Source organism: Mesorhizobium sp. ORM8.1 (assembly GCF_053005525.2).
Genome location: NZ_CM132600.1, coordinates 6197498 through 6212368 on the forward strand (window position 1 = coordinate 6197498; position 14871 = coordinate 6212368).

Here is a 14871-nt window from a genome sequence, read left to right on the forward strand (position 1 = left end):
GCCTCGGGAGGGCCGATGGACGGTGCGGTTCCGCTCTTCCAGATGGAAGGCATATCCAAGCGCTACGGAGGCGTGCGAGCGCTGGAAAAGGCTGAGCTTTCGGTCACATCCGGCAGCATCCACGCCATCCTTGGCGAAAATGGCGCCGGCAAATCGACGCTGATCAAGGTGATGGCGGGCGTCGTTGCGGCCGACGAAGGCCGCATGATGCTGGACGGGCGGGAGGTGACTTTCGCTTCGCCCGGTGCGGCCAACAAGGCCGGCATCGTCTGCATCTTCCAAGAACTGTCGCTGGTTCCCGAACTCAGCGTCGCCGACAATATCGTCATATCAGACCCGCCCAAACGCTTCGGCATGATCGACCGCAAGGCGCAGCGCCGTATCGCCGAGGAGGCGCTGGCGCGCGCGGGAGCTGCTGACATCCACCCGCTGGCATTGGTCAAGGACTTGCCCTTGTCGCGCCGGCAGATGGTCGAGATCGCCAAGGCGCTCGCCAGAAAGCCGCGCATCCTTATTCTCGATGAGGCGACGTCCGCGCTCACCGCGGCGGATGTCTCGAACATTTTTGGCGTGCTGAAGCGGTTGCGCTCGGAAGGACTGGCGCTGCTCTACATCTCACACCGCATGAACGAGATCGCGGAACTCGCCGATCAGTGCACGGTGTTCCGCAACGGCCGCAACGTCGCCAGCTACAAGGCCGGCTCGAAGAGCGACAATGAGGTGGTCGAGCTGATGATCGGCCGCGAATACAGCCACATCTTCCCGGCCAAGCCGGCGGCCGTGCCGGTTACAGCCTCACCGAGGCTCGAAGCCCGCAAGCTCTCCTGGACCGACCGGCTGGACAACGTCTCGCTGACCGTCAGGGCAGGCGAGGTGGTCGGCCTCGGCGGCCTCGACGGCCAGGGCCAGCGCGAATTGCTGCTCGCCTTCTTCGGCGTGCTGCGCGGCCTTTCCGGCGAGGTGCTGATCGACGGCAAGCCGGTGACGATCGGCAGTCCCGCCAAGGCGCGGCAGGATGACATCGGCATGGCGCTGATCCCGGAAGACCGCAAGACCGAAGGGCTGATGCTGCCGATGACGGTGCGCGAGAACTTGTCCTTCGCCGCGCTCGACCGGCTGTCGAGGGGCGGCATCATCGACCGGGCCGCCGAGCAGCGGCTGATCGACGACATGGTTGGCCTTTTGGCGATCAAGACGGCGGGGCTCGACATTCCTGTCGGGGCGCTGTCGGGCGGCAACCAGCAGAAGGTGGTTATCGCCAAATGGCTGATGCGCCAGCCACGCATCATCCTGCTCAACGATCCGACGCGCGGTATCGATGTCGGCACCAAGCAGGAGCTCTATCAGCTGATGCGCAAGCTGGCGGATGCGGGTGCGGCGATCCTCTTCTATTCGACCGATTACGACGAGCTGATCGGCTGCTGCGACCGCGTGCTTGTGCTGTATGACGGGGCGGTCAAGCGCGAACTCGTCGGCGCCGAGATCACCGAGCGGGCGCTGATTTCAAGCGCGCTCAACATTGATGGCAAGGAGAGTCCGGTGGGCCTGGGAGCAAGTGCGTGAAGGATTGGCGCTACTGGCTGGCCGAGCAGCGCGGAACGCTGCTGGCGCTCGGCATCTTCATCGTCATGTTCGTCATCTACACATCGAACCATCCGGCCGGCTTCACCGCCAATGTCGTGCAGACGGCGGCGAACAAGGGCGTGCTGCTCGCCTTCGTCGCCATGGCGCAGACGCTGGTGGTGATCACCGCAGGCATCGACCTGTCGGTTGGCATGATTTTTCTGCTCACCAACTGCCTGGCCTCCTGGCTGGTGGTGGGCACGCCGATGCAGACGACGCTCGGTGTCATCGCTGTGCTGGCGGTCGGTCTGTTATGCGGCGCCATCAATGGCGCCATCGTCATCTACGGACGGCTACAGCCGATCGTCGCCACCATCGCCACAGGTGCCGTCTATTACGGCATCGGGCTTCTGCTGCGGCCGTTCCCGGGTGGTTCAGTCAATGAGGATCTGGCTGATGCGCTGACCGGCCGCGTGTTCAGCGTGGTGCCGGCGAGCCTCGTCGTGCTGCTCGCCATCGTGCTGGTGATCTGGGTGCCGTTCAGCCGCTCGGTGCTCGGCCGGGCGGCTTATGCGGCGGGTTCGTCGGAGACGGCGGCCTATATGTCCGGCGTGCCGATAAGGCGGGGCAAATTCGCCGCCTACACTCTGGCCGGGCTGCTGGCGGCGATCGGCGGGCTGTTCCTGACCTTCTTCACCTATACGGGCGACGCGGCCTATGCCAGCGGCAACGCCTACACGCTGTTTTCCATCGCCGCCGTGGTGCTCGGTGGCGTCTCGCTGTTCGGCGGCAAGGGCAGCGCCATCGGCGCCATTTTCGGCGCGCTCGCCTTCCGCACCATCGGCGATTTGTTGTTCGTGTTCGATTTCGATCCGCTCTGGCAGCCTTTGTTCCAGGGCGTTATCCTGCTGATCGCGGTCAGTCTCGGCGCCTTCGCCCTGTTTCGGGTCCGCAACCGGCTGGAGTGGTTCCTGTGAGCGAAACGACGTTTGGTGGCATTGCCGGCCGCATGCCGAAATTCATCCGCCGCGCCGACCCGGCGGTGCTGACGGCTTTCGCCTGCATCGTGCTGCTGCTGTTCCTGGGCAGCCTCTATTCGCGCAGCTTCCTGTCGCCTGAATATCTGCTGCAGCAGTTGAAGGTGGCTTCGTTCCTCGGCGTCATCGCCACCGGCATGATGCTGGTCGTCCTGCTTGGTCAGATCGACCTTTCGGTGCCGTGGTCGGTAGCCGCGGGCGCGATGATGGCCTGCGCGGCAGCGGCTTACGGTCCGGTCGGCGTGGCGCTGGCCATTCCGTTCGGCATCTTCTGCGGCGTGCTGATCGGCATCGTCAACGGCATCGGCGTCGCCTATCTGCGCATTCCCTCGATGATCATCACGCTCGCCACCAACGCCGTCGCGCAAGGGCTGATGGTGGTCTACACCGGCGGCTTCTCGCCACAGGATTCAGCAACCCGCGCCATGCGCTACCTCGCCACGGGCTTTACCATTCCGGGCGTGCCCAACGCGGTCATCATCTGGGCTGTCATCGGTGCGGCGATGGTGTTCGTGCTGACCCGCGCCGGTTTTGGCCGCACCGTCTATGGTATCGGCAATCGCGAGCGCGCCGCCTATCTCTCGGGCATCGACACAAGGCGTGTGGTGATGATCGCCTTTGCCGTCTCCGGCGGGCTATCGGCCTTCGGTGGCGTGCTTCTGGCAGGTTATGCCTCGAAGGCGGCGCAGTCGATGGGCGATGCCTACCTGCTGCCGTCGATCGCCGCCGTCGTGCTCGGGGGTACGTCGATCCTCGGCGGACGCGGCTCCTATCTCGGAACCGTCGCCGGGGTCATCCTGATCACGCTCCTGCAATCCATCCTCTCGGTCATGCAGATGCCGGAAGCTGGACGGCAGATCATCTACGGCGTCGTCATCGTCGCCATGCTTCTGCTTTATGGCCGTGCGCCGGCGAGCCGCTGACCGTGGATGATGAGGCAGCAGCCAGGCCGTTGGAGGCTGGCGCAAACGATATCCGCTCGGCGCCGGCCATCGTCGTTATGGGCGTCGCCGGTTCGGGCAAGACGATCGTCGGAGAGGCTCTGGCCGAGGCCATCGGGGCAATCTACATCGAGGGCGACAGGCTGCATCCGGCGGAGAACGTAGCGCGCATGGCGCGCGGCGAAGCGCTGACGGATGAACTGCGCCAGGGTTGGCTCGACGCCATAGGCGAACGGATAGCCGCCGCGGTCACGGACAGCCGCAAGGTGGTGGTCGCCTGCTCGGCCTTGAAGCGCAGCTATCGCGGTCGGCTGCGTGGCTTTTTCCCCGATATCGTCTTCCTTTATCTGAAGATCGACCGCGCGGTCGCCTGGCAACGCGTCACCAACCGCAGGGGCCATTTCATGCCGGCAAGCCTGGTTGACAGCCAGTTCGCCACGCTGGAAGAGCCTGCCGCCGATGAGCGGGCGGTGACGATCGACGGAACGCACCCAGTGGCGGAGATAGTCAAAGAGGTGCTCGGTTAGAGTAATTCCAGTCGCTTCAAGCGCTTTCGTCGTCGATGGCGGCTTCCGTTGGCCGCTCGGTGAGCCGCACCGCACTGGACCAGACCATCATCTGCTGCGGGCAGAGCTTGATCGTTTCGAGCATGTGGTCGCGCTTCGACAGGATGTAGCCTGCCTGAAGGGCGAGGTTCTTTGCCGTCTTATCGTCCGCTGCCGAGGCCGGTGGCCTTGGACCGGAACTGAGCTCGCGCACGATCGCCCGATAGTCGCGAAACGGCACCGTCTCCAGCGTCGCCATATGGAACAGCGCAGCACCCGCGCGCGATGCGAAGTTTGCCGGCGCCGATGCGAGGTGGGTCCAGCCATGCTCGCCAAAAGCGGCCTCGGCGAAGGTGGAACCGGCATAGACGGTGTTTGTCATAAGCACCACGCCGTTCTCCTTCAAAACCTTCTGGATGCGTATCGTCACCTGGTAGGCGTCGGAGCGCTCGAAGACGATCCGGCTTTTCAGGAAGCGGTTCTCGACCTTGACCAGCGGCGGGTTGATGACATTGAGACCGAACTTGCTTGGCGAAAAACCATGGAACTCGGCGCTGACCTGATGGCTCTCGATACCGACCTCGTGGAGGGCGCGCTTGCCCATGATGGTCTGAGCCGTGAACTGATCGCACCAGACGATGGCGCCGCGCCCGCGGCGCAACGCCTCGTGCAGGCCTTCGAGGCCTTCCAACCGGATGGTCGGCGACCAGCCGCGTCCTGGAACAAGATGCGCGGCAAGCGTCATGCGGCGGCGGTGAACGGCGGCGAGTTCGTCCGCGAACATGCCCGGCGTGTCGACACCATCGCCAAGCACCGCCCTGACCGCGGCGTCATAGCGGGGGTAGTCCTTGCGAAAATGGCGTTTTCGCCGGACCCTCGATACCCAGCCGCAGATCGCCTCCCAAGAGGAGACGGGCAGCACCGCTGCGACCGCGAGATAGAAGCACGACAGCACGATCTCGCGCAGATCCCGATTGGAAAAGCTTCGCAATTTGCCAGGCCGGACCAGCTTGCGGCTGAAGAAGCGGACGGCCTCGTCGCGCTCCGGCACCGGTACGTCCGCAATGACCTCGGTGCGAAAGATATCGCTGGACGATGGTTGACGGTTGGCCTTGCGGGAATTGCCAAGCCAAGGCAGCCTCATGCGTGAAAGCCCCGTTCCATCCTCCAGCGATTTACTGCGTCCATGTCGGACAGGCAACCGAGGACGATGGTAGCGGGACGGAGCCGCTTCAGATCTGCGATGTCAGTTCGGCCGGGAAATCGTCGTTGTCGGCGTCGCGCATGGCGGCGAGGCTGCGGTTGTCGAGCACCTCGGCGATCGCCTGGCGCACTTCCAGCATCATGTGGCGGACCTGGCAGGTGGCCTCGTCGCAATCCTCGCAGCGCTGGTACTGCGTGCGGCTGGCGCAAGGGATCGGCGCCAGCGGTCCGTCGAGCACACGCACGACATGGCCGATCTTGATCTCGGCAGCCGGCCGAGCGAGGCGATAGCCGCCTTCCTTGCCCTTGCGGCTTTGCACGAAACCGGCATTGCGCAACTCGCCGAGGATTGCATCCAGGAATTTCTTCGGGATGTTGTTGGCGACCGCGATGTCGTTGACGAATGCAAGCTGGCCAGCCGGCAGGCTGGAAAGATGCACGAGGGCCTTGAGGCCGTATTTGCCTTTTTTGGTCAGCATGCCCGAGTCAGTTCATCAAACCCCAATGCGCCTGCATCTGGCGGTTGTTTGTGTGCAAATCATGACAGTTCGGCCCCCGAACAGCCTTTGGCCCAATGATTTGCCAGTCAGCTTAGGCACAAACGCGTTGATTCTTCGTAACGTTTTTCACATTGGCGGTCGCGCTGTCCCCAGCAAAGGACGAGTCATTCGGCATAAAGAAAGCCGGCAAAGCCGGCTTTCTTGCTCTTCCTGATTGCGGAGCCTTTTCAGTGGCTGCCGTAAGCCTGATCGAGCAGGCCGCCGGCGGCGAAATGCTCCTTCTGCACCTTGTCCCAGCCGCCGAAGACTTCTTCGACCGTCAGCAGCCGGACCTCGGGGAAATCCGCCTTGTACTTGGCGGCCACCGCGGCGTCGCGGACGCGGTTGCCGTTGCGGGCGAGGATGTCCTGGCCTTCCGGTGTGTAGAGGAAATCGAGATAGGATTTGGCGAGATCGCGGCTGCCGTGTTCGTCGACGACCTTGTCGATGATCGCCACCGGGAATTCGGCAAGCAGGCTGACCGAAGGCGTGACCTGCTCGAATTTGTCGTCGCCATACTCCTTGCGGATGCCACGTGTCTCGGATTCGAACGTGATCAACACATCGCCGATCTCGCGCTGGACGAAAGTTGTGGTCGCGGCGCGGCCGCCGGTGTCGAAGATCGGCACGTTGTTGAACAGCTTGGTGATGAACTCCTTCACCTTGGCGTCGTCGCCCTTGAAGGCCTCCTTGGCGTAAGCGGTGGCGGCCAGATAGGTGTAGCGCGCATTTCCGGAAGTCTTCGGGTTGGGGAAGATGACCTGCACGTCGTCGTCGCGCACCAGGTCGTTCCAGTCCTTGATGTGCTTGGGGTTGCCGGCGCGGACGAGGAACGAGGGCAGCGAATAGAAGGGCGAGGCGTTGTCCGGAAAATCCTTCTGCCAGTCGGCGGAAACCAGGCCCTTCTTGACCAGGAAGTCGACGTCGGTGACCTGGTTGAAGGTGACGACATCGGCGGCGAGGCCCTCGGCGATGGCGCGCGCCTGCGCCGAGGTGCCGGCATGCGACTGGTCGATCGTCACGCCGGGATGCTTGGCGACGAAGGCCTTGTTGATGTCGACGAACAGTTCGCGCCCGACATCGTAAGAGGCATTCAGCAGCTTCTCGGCCGACCAGGCTTGGGAGGATGCGAGGACGAGACCGGCAATGGCTGCGATGCCAAGCAAAAATCGCTTCATGAAAATAGGCTCCGATGTGAAATGCGCGTTTGGAACCATAGCCGGGCCGCGCACCATCCTACGAGGCACGCGACGCGGCTCCATGATGTAGCCGTAGGAAAAGACATCGTCGAACTGGCTGATTGCTGGAATTCTATTCCCGTCGATATGACCGGATGCCGAAGCTTTCATTGCCTTGAATTGAAGGATTAGATGGCATATACAGATGGCATATACAGATGCGAGCCGCCATGCCCCAGCGCCATCATTCAACGACACCACCGAAGGAAGCGAAGCTATTCCGCAACAACCGAAGCCAGGCGGTTCGTATTCCTGTCGAATTCGAACTTCCTGGAGACAAGGTTCTGATTAGCCGGGACGGCGAGCGTCTCATCATCGAGCCGGTTCGGAAATCCGGCCTTGTCGCGCTGCTTGCCGAATGGGCGAAAGAGCCGCCGCTCGGTCCCGAGGATGACTTTCCCGAGATCGACGATGCGCCCGTCAAGCCCGAGGATATGTTTTGATGCGTTTCATGTTGGACACCAACATCATCAGCGACGTCATTCGAAATCCGGCCGGCAAGGCCGCCGGTGCGGTGGCTCGCGAAGGAGACGGCGCCGTGTGCACCAGCATCGTGGTTGCCTCGGAATTGCGCTATGGTTGTGCCCGGAAGGGATCGGCCAAGCTGCTCGCGAAGGTCGAGGAACTGCTGGCGGAGATTCCCGTCCTGCCCCTTGATGTGCCGGTGGACGCCGAATATGGCGCACTTCGCGCCGACCTGGAGGCCAGAGGTCAGACCATTGGCCACAATGACCTTTTCATTGCAGCGCATGCCCGCACGCTGGGCACAACATTGGTGACGGCTAACGTCGGAGAGTTCAGCCGGATCAAAGGTTTGAAGGTCGAGAACTGGCTGGAGTAGCGCTCGGCGCAAAAATTAGGCCGCCGCCGGAAAAAGCTTCCAGCGCCGCGGCCTGAAGGCGACGCGGCTCTTCTGCGCGGCGGGGTGGTCGACCGGCAGTTCGATCTCGACGCGCTGGCGTTCGCCGCCGATCTCAAGTTCCACCCGTCTGGTGCCGGCGACGCGGCGGCTCGCCGCAACCGTGCCGGCGATGCAGCCGCTGCAGCCGTCGAGCAGGTCGACGTCGTGCGGGCGGAAATAGAGAATTGCCTCGCCGGTCGGCGCATGCGGCGCCTGCAGGCCGATCGGCCGGTCGGCTATCCAGACTTCGCCATTCTCGACCTTGACCGGCAGCGAACTCGACTCGCCGATGAAAGAGTAGACGAAGGGCGAGTTCGGCGTGTCGTAGATGTCATCGGCGGTGCCGACCTGCTCGATGCGGCCCTGGCTCATGACGACGACGCGGTCGGCAAGCTCCAGTGCCTCCTCCTGGTCATGGGTGACGAAGACGGTGGTGTGGCCGGTGCGGTCATGGATCTCGCGCAGCCAGCGGCGCAACTCGCGGCGCACCTGCGCGTCGAGCGCGCCGAACGGCTCGTCGAGCAGCAGCACCTTGGGCTCGATCGCCATGGCGCGGGCAAGCGCCACGCGCTGGCGCTGGCCGCCGGAGAGTTGCGCCGGATAGCGCTTCTCCAGTCCCGACAGTTGGACGAGATCGAGCAGCTCCGAGGCGCGCCGGCGTATCTCGCGCGCCGGCGGGCGCGCCGCGCCGTGGCGGACTTTCAGGCCAAAGCCGATATTGTCGGCCACCGTCATGTGGCGGAACAGCGCGTAATGCTGGAAGACGAAGCCGACATTGCGCTCCTGGATCGACCGATGCGATGCGTCGTCCTCGCCGAAGAAGATTTTTCCGCGCGTCGGGCGCTCCAGCCCGGCGATCAGGCGCAGCAGCGTCGTCTTGCCGGAACCGGATGGGCCAAGCAGCGCAATCAGTTCACCCGACTTGATGTCAAGCGATACGTCATGGAGGGCCGGAAACCGGTCAAACTCCTTGCGCACGTTGGCAACGCGTACTTCCATCTACTGAACCCTCTAATGCCCGCGTGTGGCGGCGATCTCGGCGCCGTAGCGCATCTCGAGAAGTGTTTTCAAGACCAGCGTCACCAGCGCCAGGCCGGCAAGCAGCGAAGCCACGGCGAAAGCGCCGACGGCGTTGTATTCGTTGTAGAGGATTTCGACATGCAGCGGCATGGTGTTGGTGAGGCCGCGAATATGGCCCGACACCACAGAGACGGCGCCGAATTCGCCCATGGCGCGCGCGTTGCAGAGCAGAACGCCGTAGAGCAGCCCCCATTTGATGTTGGGCAGCGTCACATACCAGAAAGCCTGCCAGCCACTGGCGCCGAGCGAAAGCGCCGCCTCCTCGTCGCCATTGCCCTGTTCCTGCATCAGCGGGATGAGCTCACGGGCGACGAAAGGGAAAGTGACGAAGACGGTGGCCAGCACAATGCCCGGCACGGCAAACAGGATCTGGATGCCATGCGCCTGCAACCATTCGCCCAGCAGCCCCTGCGCGCCGAACAGCAGCACGTAGACCAGGCCGGAAATGACCGGCGAGACCGAGAAGGGCAGGTCGATCAGCGTGGTCAGGAAGGCCTTGCCCTTGAATTCGAACTTGGCGATCGCCCAGGCGGCCGAAAGGCCGAAAACGAGGTTGAGGGGAACCGCGATCGCCGCCACCAGCAAGGTCAGGCGAATGGCGGAGCGCGTGTCGGCATCGCTTAGCGACGCGAAATAGGCGCCGACGCCTTTGGCAAAAGCTTCGCGGAAAACGACGATCAGCGGCAACAGCAGGAAGACGGCGAGAAAGGCCAGCGTCAGGATCGTCAGCGTGATCCGGACGGGACGGCTCTCCGTAACCGCGGCCGATCGGCTCTCGTGGTGCGGCTCGTAGGATTTGATCTCGGGGTCAGCCATAGCGCTTGCGGCTCCATGTCTGCGCCAGGTTGATCACCAGGAGCATCGCAAAGGACAGCGCCAGCATGATCGCCGCGATCGCGGTCGCGGCCGGATAATTGTATTCCTCGAGCCGGATGACGATCAGCAGCGGGGCGATCTCCGACTTGTAGGGAAGATTGCCGGCAATGAAGATGACCGAGCCGTATTCACCGACACCGCGCGCGAAGGCGAGCGAGAAACCGGTGATGATGGCGGGCGCCAGTCCAGGCAGCAGCACGCGGGTGATGATCTGGAAACGGCTGGCGCCGAGCGTGGCCGCGGCTTCCTCGACCTCCTTGTCGATCTCTTCCATGATCGGCTGCACGGTGCGCACGACGAAAGGCAGGCCGATGAAGACGAGCGCCACGACGATGCCGAGCGGCGTGTAGGCGACCTTGATCCCGAGCGGCGCCAGGAGGTGGCCAATCCAGCCATTCGGCGCGTAAAGCGTGGTGAGCGCGATGCCTGCGACCGCTGTTGGCAACGCGAAGGGCAGGTCGACCATGGCGTCGACGACGCGGCGGCCCGGAAAGCGGTAGCGCACCAGCACCCAGGCCACCAGCGTGCCGAAGACGACGTTCACGGCAGCGGCGATGAAGGCCGTGCCGAAGCTGATCTCGAGTGCCTTGACGGTGCGCGGATCGGTGGCGAGGGCCCAGAAATCGGCCCAGCCAAGCGCTGCCGATCGCCAGATCAGCCCGGAGAGTGGGATGAGGATGATGAGCGTGAGGTAGGCAAGCGAGAAGCCGAGCGTCAGTCCGAAACCCGGAATGACACTCGGCTGTCTGAACCGCCACCCCGCCTTCGCGGGTGCTGTGGTCATATCGTCCTGGTCTAGGTCTGGCTTACTGGGCCGGCTTGTAGATCTGGTCGAATATACCACCGTCGCCGAAATGATAAGGCTGTGCCTTCTTCCAGCCGCCAAAAAGCGGATCGTCGATGGAGATCAGCTTGATATCCGGCGTCTTGGGTAGATCCCCCGGCGCCACGAGCTCCGGCTTTGCCGGGCGATAGTGGTTCTTGGCGATGATCGTCTGCCCCTCCTTGGAGTAGAGCCAGCCGAGATAGGCTTCGGCCACCTTGCGCGTCCCCTTGGCGTCGACATTGGCATCGACGATCGCCACTGGCGGCTCAGCCAGGATCGAGGTCGGCGGATAGACGATATCGAAATTGTCGGCGCCGAATTCATCGAGCGCCAGATAGGCATCGTTTTCCCACCCGATCAGCACGTCGCCAAGACCCTTCTGCGCGAAGGTTACGGTCGAGCCGCGCGCGCCGCTGTCGAGCACGGGGGCGTTGGCGTAGAGCTTGCCGACGAATTCCTTGTTCTTGGCCTCGTCGCCGCCGTCATGGGCATTGGCATAAGCCCAGGCCGCGAGATAGTTCCAGCGTGCGCCGCCGGAAGTTTTCGGGTTCGGCGTGATCACCTGCACGCCATCCTTCACCAGGTCACTCCAGTCGTGAATGCCCTTGGGGTTGCCCTTGCGCACCAGGAAGATGATGGTCGAGGTGTAAGGTGCTGAATTGTTTTCGAATTTCTTGCGCCAGTTGGGATCGATCTTCTTCGATTTCGAAACGATGGCGTTGATGTCGCCTTCGAGCGCCAGCGTCACCACGTCGGCATTGAGGCCGTCGATCACCGCGCGGGCCTGAGCGCCGGAGCCACCATGCGATTGCTGGATGGTGACCGTCTCGCCGGTCTCGGCCTTCCAATGCGCGGCAAACGCTTCGTCATAGGCTTTATAGAGCTCGCGTGTCGGATCGTAGGACACGTTGAGAATGGTCGTATCGGCGAACGCGAAACCGAGCGTGCCGAACTGGACAGATGTGGCGACCAGCGCGCCGAGCAGTTTCCTGAAATGAGGTTTGGTCATTTCTGCCTCCGTTGAACCCGCGCCAAATCTACCGATTTGATAGAAATTAGATGCATTGATTGTTGCCTTTTTCGCCTCCTTGCAGAAATTTTTCGCTGACCTTTGGCTTGTCGAGGAAATAACTTCCTCAACGTAAGTTGCGACGACCCTTTGTCAGTCGACCTAGTTAGAACCGGCCTTCATCGAGACAAGCCCGGAGCTAGTTCGCCGTCACCGGAAAATCGAAGCGCTGTTTTGGGAAAGGCTCCTTGGCCAGCGTGAAGTGCCACCATTCGCGCGCATAATTGCGGAAGCCGGCGGCGCGCATGGCGGCCAGCAGCATTTCGCGGTTTGCCGCCGCCTCGGCGCCGACCAGCGCGCTGGCGGTTTCGCTCTTTCGGTCGAAGCAGTCGAAGCCGGTGCCGAAATCGAGCGTGCCGCCGTCCGGCGCACCGCAGGCCGGATGCGCCGGGCCCTTCTTATCTGTTTCGGCAATGGCGAGGTCGACGGTCGAGCCGCGCGAATGGCTGGAGAGCTCGCCGATATAGCCCTTGGCGATGAGATCGCCGCGTTGGACCGTCGGATACCATTGCGGATCGGGCGGGCCGCCTTCTCTGGTCCATTTACCCATGTCCGCAACCGCGCCCGCCGGGCGGTAGCAGTCGAAGACCACCAGCGTCAGGCCTTTGGGGTTCATCGTTTTCTGGACGTTTGCCAGCGCCTTGGCGGCCTGTTTGGTCAGAATGCAAACGGGGGCGTCGTAACCGGCGGCTTTGCGGCGCAGGAAGTTTTCAAGACCGGCATAGCGGATATCCTGGCGGATGGTCGGGTCGACATCGGCCAGCCTGACGAAGCCGGCGGGCAAGGGATCGGCATGGGCCGAGAGAGGGCTTGCGATTGCTAGCGCAAGCGCTGCGAAGAATGCTCCCAACAAAGGTCGGCGCGAGGCGTCATGCATCAGGCGAAGAAGCGCAATCCCCTGAATCACTTGCCGCATCCCTATTCAACGAAAACCTTCACGCTCGCGGCGCGCCCCACGGCATCGATCACCGTCAGCGTCGAATAGCCGGTGCCATCGGGCTGCCAGGTCGCGGTGCGGCGGCGGTCGATGCCGGCGAGCGGCTTGCCATTGGCGAGCCAGCGGAAGGGCGCGCGGCCGCCTTGCAATTTCAGCACCAGCGGCGTGGCGTCGGGCGAGTTGGTGCCGAGGTCGACGCGCGCGCCATTGGGCGGGTAGATGATCGTCGGCGCGGGTTCGCTCGCTGTCGCTTGCACCAGCCCGTCCGATCCGGCGCCGAAGCGGGCGAGCGTTACCGGCAGGTCCTCGCGTTTGGGGCTGAAGACGCCGGGCGGCCGGCTGGGCAGTGGCACGCTGGCGAGACCGGAGCGGACAAAACCTTCGAACAGGATTGGTGCCGCCGAAACATAGCCGGACAGACCGGGTACCGGACTTGCATCGGCGCGGCCGACCCAGACGCCGAGCACGTAGCGGCCGTCGAAGCCGACCGACCAGGCGTCACGATAGCCATAGGATGTGCCGGTCTTGTAGGCGATGCCGCGCTGCATGGCGCCTTCCGGGGGCTTCACGCCGGACAGGATGTCGTTGATCTGCCAGGCGGCCTGGTCGTCGAGGATGGTGGCGGTGATGCGTTCGGCGTTGGCCGGCTCGGTGCCGTCATGCAGCGAATGCATCTTTCCGCCGTTGGCGAGCCCGGTATAGAGCTGCACCAGGTCGCGCAGCGTGACGCCGACGCCGCCAAGGCCGATCGCCAGGCCGGGCGCTTCGTTGACCGGCAGGATTGGATTGACGCCGGCCTGGCGGAAGCGCGCCGTCAGCCGCGCCGGACCGACCGCATCGAGCACGCGGATCGCCGGCACATTAAGGGAGAGCTGCAGCGCCTGGCGGATCGAGACGTCGCCCTGGTAACCCATGTCGAAATTCTTCGGGCGATAACCGCCGAAATCGACCGGGCTGTCCTCGATGATCATCTCTTGCGCCACCAGACCCTGCTCGAAGGCCAGCCCATAGATGAAGGGTTTCAGCGTCGAACCGGGCGAGCGCACCACCTTGGTCATGTCGATCCAGCCGGAGCGGCTGGCGTCGAAGAAATCGGCCGAGCCGACCTCGCCGAGGATGTCGCCGGTGCGCGCATCGGCCATCACCATGGCGATGGAGAGTTTTGGTCCAAGCTTCCTGGCGGCATCCCTCGCGACCTGTTCCAGCCCTTGCTGCACGCTCTTGCGGATGGTGAGTTGCAGAGGTTTTCCGGGCACCGCCCTTGGCAGCATGGCGTAGGAAGCGTGCGCGGCAAGCGCCGGCAGCTTGCGGCGCAGGCCGGAGACGTCGTCGAGCGCGGCGCGCGCGGCCTCGCGTTCGCCGAGCAGGCCGGACGAGACCATGCGGGTCAGCACCCGGTCGCGCGCCCCGTGCGCAATATCGAGGTTGCGGTCGGGCCGGCGCTTTTCGGGCAATTGCGGCAGGGCGACGAGGAGGGCGGCTTCCGAGACGGTGAGCCGCTTCGGCTCCTTGCCGAAATAGGCGAGCGAGGCGGCGCGCACGCCTTCGAGGTTGCCGCCATAGGGCGCCAGCGTCAGATAGCGTTCGAGGATCTCCTGCTTGGAGAGCCGCCGCTCGATCTGGATGGCGCGCAACATCTGCTTGATCTTGGAACCTAGGCTGCGGCTGTCGCGCGGCTCGATCAGCCGGGCAAGCTGCATCGAGAGCGTCGAGCCGCCGGAAACGATGTGGCCGCTGGTGACGAGCTGGCCGGCGGCGCGGCAGAGCGCCAGGAAATCGACCCCGTCATGATCCCAGAAGCGCTTGTCTTCGTAAGTGACCAGCATGTCGACGAACTGCTTGTCGACCTGGTCGAGCTGGGTTTCGAGCCGCCAGTAGCCGTCCGGAGTGGCGAAGGCGCGCAGCAGCTGGCCGTCGCGGTCCTGCACCTCGGTCGAGACCGTCAGCGTCGCCGGCAAGGGCGGCGGGAAGGCGCGGTCGAGCTCCCAGAGCGCGGCGAGGGAAATTACTACGATGCCGGCTAGAGAAATCCCGGCGATGCCTGTTCGACGGAGAAATTTCCTTGAGAGCATGGCGCCGCCCCTCATTGCCCTGCCGGGCATTTCTCCCCGTATAG

Annotated in this window: 15 protein-coding genes; 6 read left to right on the forward strand and 9 right to left on the reverse strand. The window is 63.7% G+C overall.

Features of this window, described 5'->3' with window-relative positions:
• Positions 1-15: 15 nt before the first annotated feature.
• The 4 genes from ACVDG8_RS30955 to ACVDG8_RS30970 are packed head-to-tail and all read left to right on the forward strand — an operon-like array spanning position 16 to position 4068.
• Complete coding sequence (locus ACVDG8_RS30955) at positions 16-1563, forward strand: sugar ABC transporter ATP-binding protein (RefSeq protein WP_447251853.1); 1548 nt, start codon at positions 16-18, stop codon at positions 1561-1563.
• The gene (locus tag ACVDG8_RS30960) at positions 1560-2540 is read left to right on the forward strand and encodes an ABC transporter permease (protein WP_447251854.1); all 981 of its coding nucleotides are present in this window, start codon (positions 1560-1562) and stop codon (positions 2538-2540) included. The genes ACVDG8_RS30955 and ACVDG8_RS30960 overlap by 4 nt, the downstream gene beginning before the upstream one ends.
• Positions 2537-3523 carry an ABC transporter permease gene (locus ACVDG8_RS30965; protein ID WP_447251855.1) on the forward strand — a complete coding sequence of 329 codons (987 nt, stop codon included), beginning with the start codon at positions 2537-2539 and terminating at the stop codon, positions 3521-3523. Before ACVDG8_RS30960 ends, ACVDG8_RS30965 begins: the two co-directional genes overlap by 4 nt.
• A 2-nt stretch (positions 3524-3525) precedes the next feature.
• Positions 3526-4068 carry a gluconokinase gene (locus ACVDG8_RS30970; protein ID WP_447251856.1) on the forward strand — a complete coding sequence of 181 codons (543 nt, stop codon included), beginning with the start codon at positions 3526-3528 and terminating at the stop codon, positions 4066-4068.
• Between the two features lie 16 nt (positions 4069-4084).
• Here the strand turns inward: ACVDG8_RS30970 and ACVDG8_RS30975 are convergent, their stop codons facing one another.
• From ACVDG8_RS30975 to ACVDG8_RS30985, 3 genes are all read right to left on the reverse strand, one after another.
• A complete protein-coding gene (locus ACVDG8_RS30975; protein ID WP_455707363.1) occupies positions 4085-5230 on the reverse strand; it encodes a hypothetical protein in 1146 nt (381 codons plus the stop codon).
• Positions 5231-5318: 88 nt separating this feature from the next.
• Positions 5319-5768 carry an RrF2 family transcriptional regulator gene (locus tag ACVDG8_RS30980; protein WP_140821031.1) on the reverse strand — a complete coding sequence of 150 codons (450 nt, stop codon included), beginning with the start codon at positions 5766-5768 and terminating at the stop codon, positions 5319-5321.
• A gap of 248 nt (positions 5769-6016) precedes the next feature.
• Positions 6017-7006 (reverse strand): sulfate ABC transporter substrate-binding protein, encoded by a 990-nt coding sequence (locus ACVDG8_RS30985; RefSeq protein ID WP_447251859.1) that lies wholly within the window; start codon positions 7004-7006, stop codon positions 6017-6019.
• A 230-nt stretch (positions 7007-7236) separates the two neighbouring features.
• On the opposite strand from ACVDG8_RS30985, the gene ACVDG8_RS30990 reads away from it, so the two are divergent.
• Both ACVDG8_RS30990 and ACVDG8_RS30995 read left to right on the forward strand, forming a co-directional pair.
• The gene (locus ACVDG8_RS30990) at positions 7237-7509 is read left to right on the forward strand and encodes an antitoxin (RefSeq protein WP_447257143.1); all 273 of its coding nucleotides are present in this window, start codon (positions 7237-7239) and stop codon (positions 7507-7509) included.
• The gene (locus ACVDG8_RS30995) at positions 7509-7907 is read left to right on the forward strand and encodes a PIN domain-containing protein (protein ID WP_447257144.1); all 399 of its coding nucleotides are present in this window, start codon (positions 7509-7511) and stop codon (positions 7905-7907) included. The genes ACVDG8_RS30990 and ACVDG8_RS30995 overlap by 1 nt, the downstream gene beginning before the upstream one ends.
• A gap of 15 nt (positions 7908-7922) precedes the next feature.
• On the opposite strand, the gene ACVDG8_RS31000 is transcribed toward ACVDG8_RS30995, so the two are convergent.
• The 6 genes from ACVDG8_RS31000 to pbpC form a co-directional block, all read right to left on the reverse strand.
• Positions 7923-8966 (reverse strand): sulfate/molybdate ABC transporter ATP-binding protein, encoded by a 1044-nt coding sequence (locus tag ACVDG8_RS31000; RefSeq protein WP_447251860.1) that lies wholly within the window; start codon positions 8964-8966, stop codon positions 7923-7925.
• 12 nt (positions 8967-8978) lie between these two features.
• On the reverse strand, positions 8979-9863 hold the full coding sequence (gene cysW, locus ACVDG8_RS31005) for a sulfate ABC transporter permease subunit CysW (protein WP_447251861.1): 885 nt from the start codon (positions 9861-9863) through the stop codon (positions 8979-8981).
• Entirely contained in the window at positions 9856-10707 is an 852-nt protein-coding gene (gene cysT / locus ACVDG8_RS31010) for a sulfate ABC transporter permease subunit CysT (protein WP_447251862.1), read from the reverse strand. The genes cysW and cysT overlap by 8 nt, the downstream gene beginning before the upstream one ends.
• A gap of 22 nt (positions 10708-10729) precedes the next feature.
• A complete protein-coding gene (locus tag ACVDG8_RS31015; protein WP_447251863.1) occupies positions 10730-11758 on the reverse strand; it encodes a sulfate ABC transporter substrate-binding protein in 1029 nt (342 codons plus the stop codon).
• A gap of 199 nt (positions 11759-11957) precedes the next feature.
• A complete protein-coding gene (locus ACVDG8_RS31020; RefSeq protein ID WP_447257145.1) occupies positions 11958-12695 on the reverse strand; it encodes a M15 family metallopeptidase in 738 nt (245 codons plus the stop codon).
• Positions 12696-12736: 41 nt separating this feature from the next.
• Positions 12737-14827: a penicillin-binding protein 1C gene (pbpC, locus tag ACVDG8_RS31025; protein ID WP_447251864.1), complete on the reverse strand. Its 2091-nt coding sequence runs from the start codon at positions 14825-14827 to the stop codon at positions 12737-12739.
• Between the last annotated feature and the right edge of the window lie 44 nt (positions 14828-14871).

What these genes read in the sequence shown, in the direction of transcription:
- ACVDG8_RS30955 (WP_447251853.1), top strand. Translation starts at nt 16, where the DNA reads ATGGACGGTGCGGTTCCGCTCTTCCAGATGGAAGGCATATCCAAGCGC.
- ACVDG8_RS30975 (WP_455707363.1), bottom strand. Translation starts at nt 5,230, where the DNA reads ATGAGGCTGCCTTGGCTTGGCAATTCCCGCAAGGCCAACCGTCAACCA.
- ACVDG8_RS30980 (WP_140821031.1), bottom strand. Translation starts at nt 5,768, where the DNA reads ATGCTGACCAAAAAAGGCAAATACGGCCTCAAGGCCCTCGTGCATCTT.
- ACVDG8_RS30985 (WP_447251859.1), bottom strand. Translation starts at nt 7,006, where the DNA reads ATGAAGCGATTTTTGCTTGGCATCGCAGCCATTGCCGGTCTCGTCCTC.
- ACVDG8_RS30990 (WP_447257143.1), top strand. Translation starts at nt 7,237, where the DNA reads ATGCCCCAGCGCCATCATTCAACGACACCACCGAAGGAAGCGAAGCTA.
- ACVDG8_RS30995 (WP_447257144.1), top strand. Translation starts at nt 7,509, where the DNA reads ATGCGTTTCATGTTGGACACCAACATCATCAGCGACGTCATTCGAAAT.
- ACVDG8_RS31000 (WP_447251860.1), bottom strand. Translation starts at nt 8,966, where the DNA reads ATGGAAGTACGCGTTGCCAACGTGCGCAAGGAGTTTGACCGGTTTCCG.
- cysW (WP_447251861.1), bottom strand. Translation starts at nt 9,863, where the DNA reads ATGGCTGACCCCGAGATCAAATCCTACGAGCCGCACCACGAGAGCCGA.
- cysT (WP_447251862.1), bottom strand. Translation starts at nt 10,707, where the DNA reads ATGACCACAGCACCCGCGAAGGCGGGGTGGCGGTTCAGACAGCCGAGT.
- ACVDG8_RS31015 (WP_447251863.1), bottom strand. Translation starts at nt 11,758, where the DNA reads ATGACCAAACCTCATTTCAGGAAACTGCTCGGCGCGCTGGTCGCCACA.
- ACVDG8_RS31020 (WP_447257145.1), bottom strand. Translation starts at nt 12,695, where the DNA reads ATGCATGACGCCTCGCGCCGACCTTTGTTGGGAGCATTCTTCGCAGCG.
- pbpC (WP_447251864.1), bottom strand. Translation starts at nt 14,827, where the DNA reads ATGCTCTCAAGGAAATTTCTCCGTCGAACAGGCATCGCCGGGATTTCT.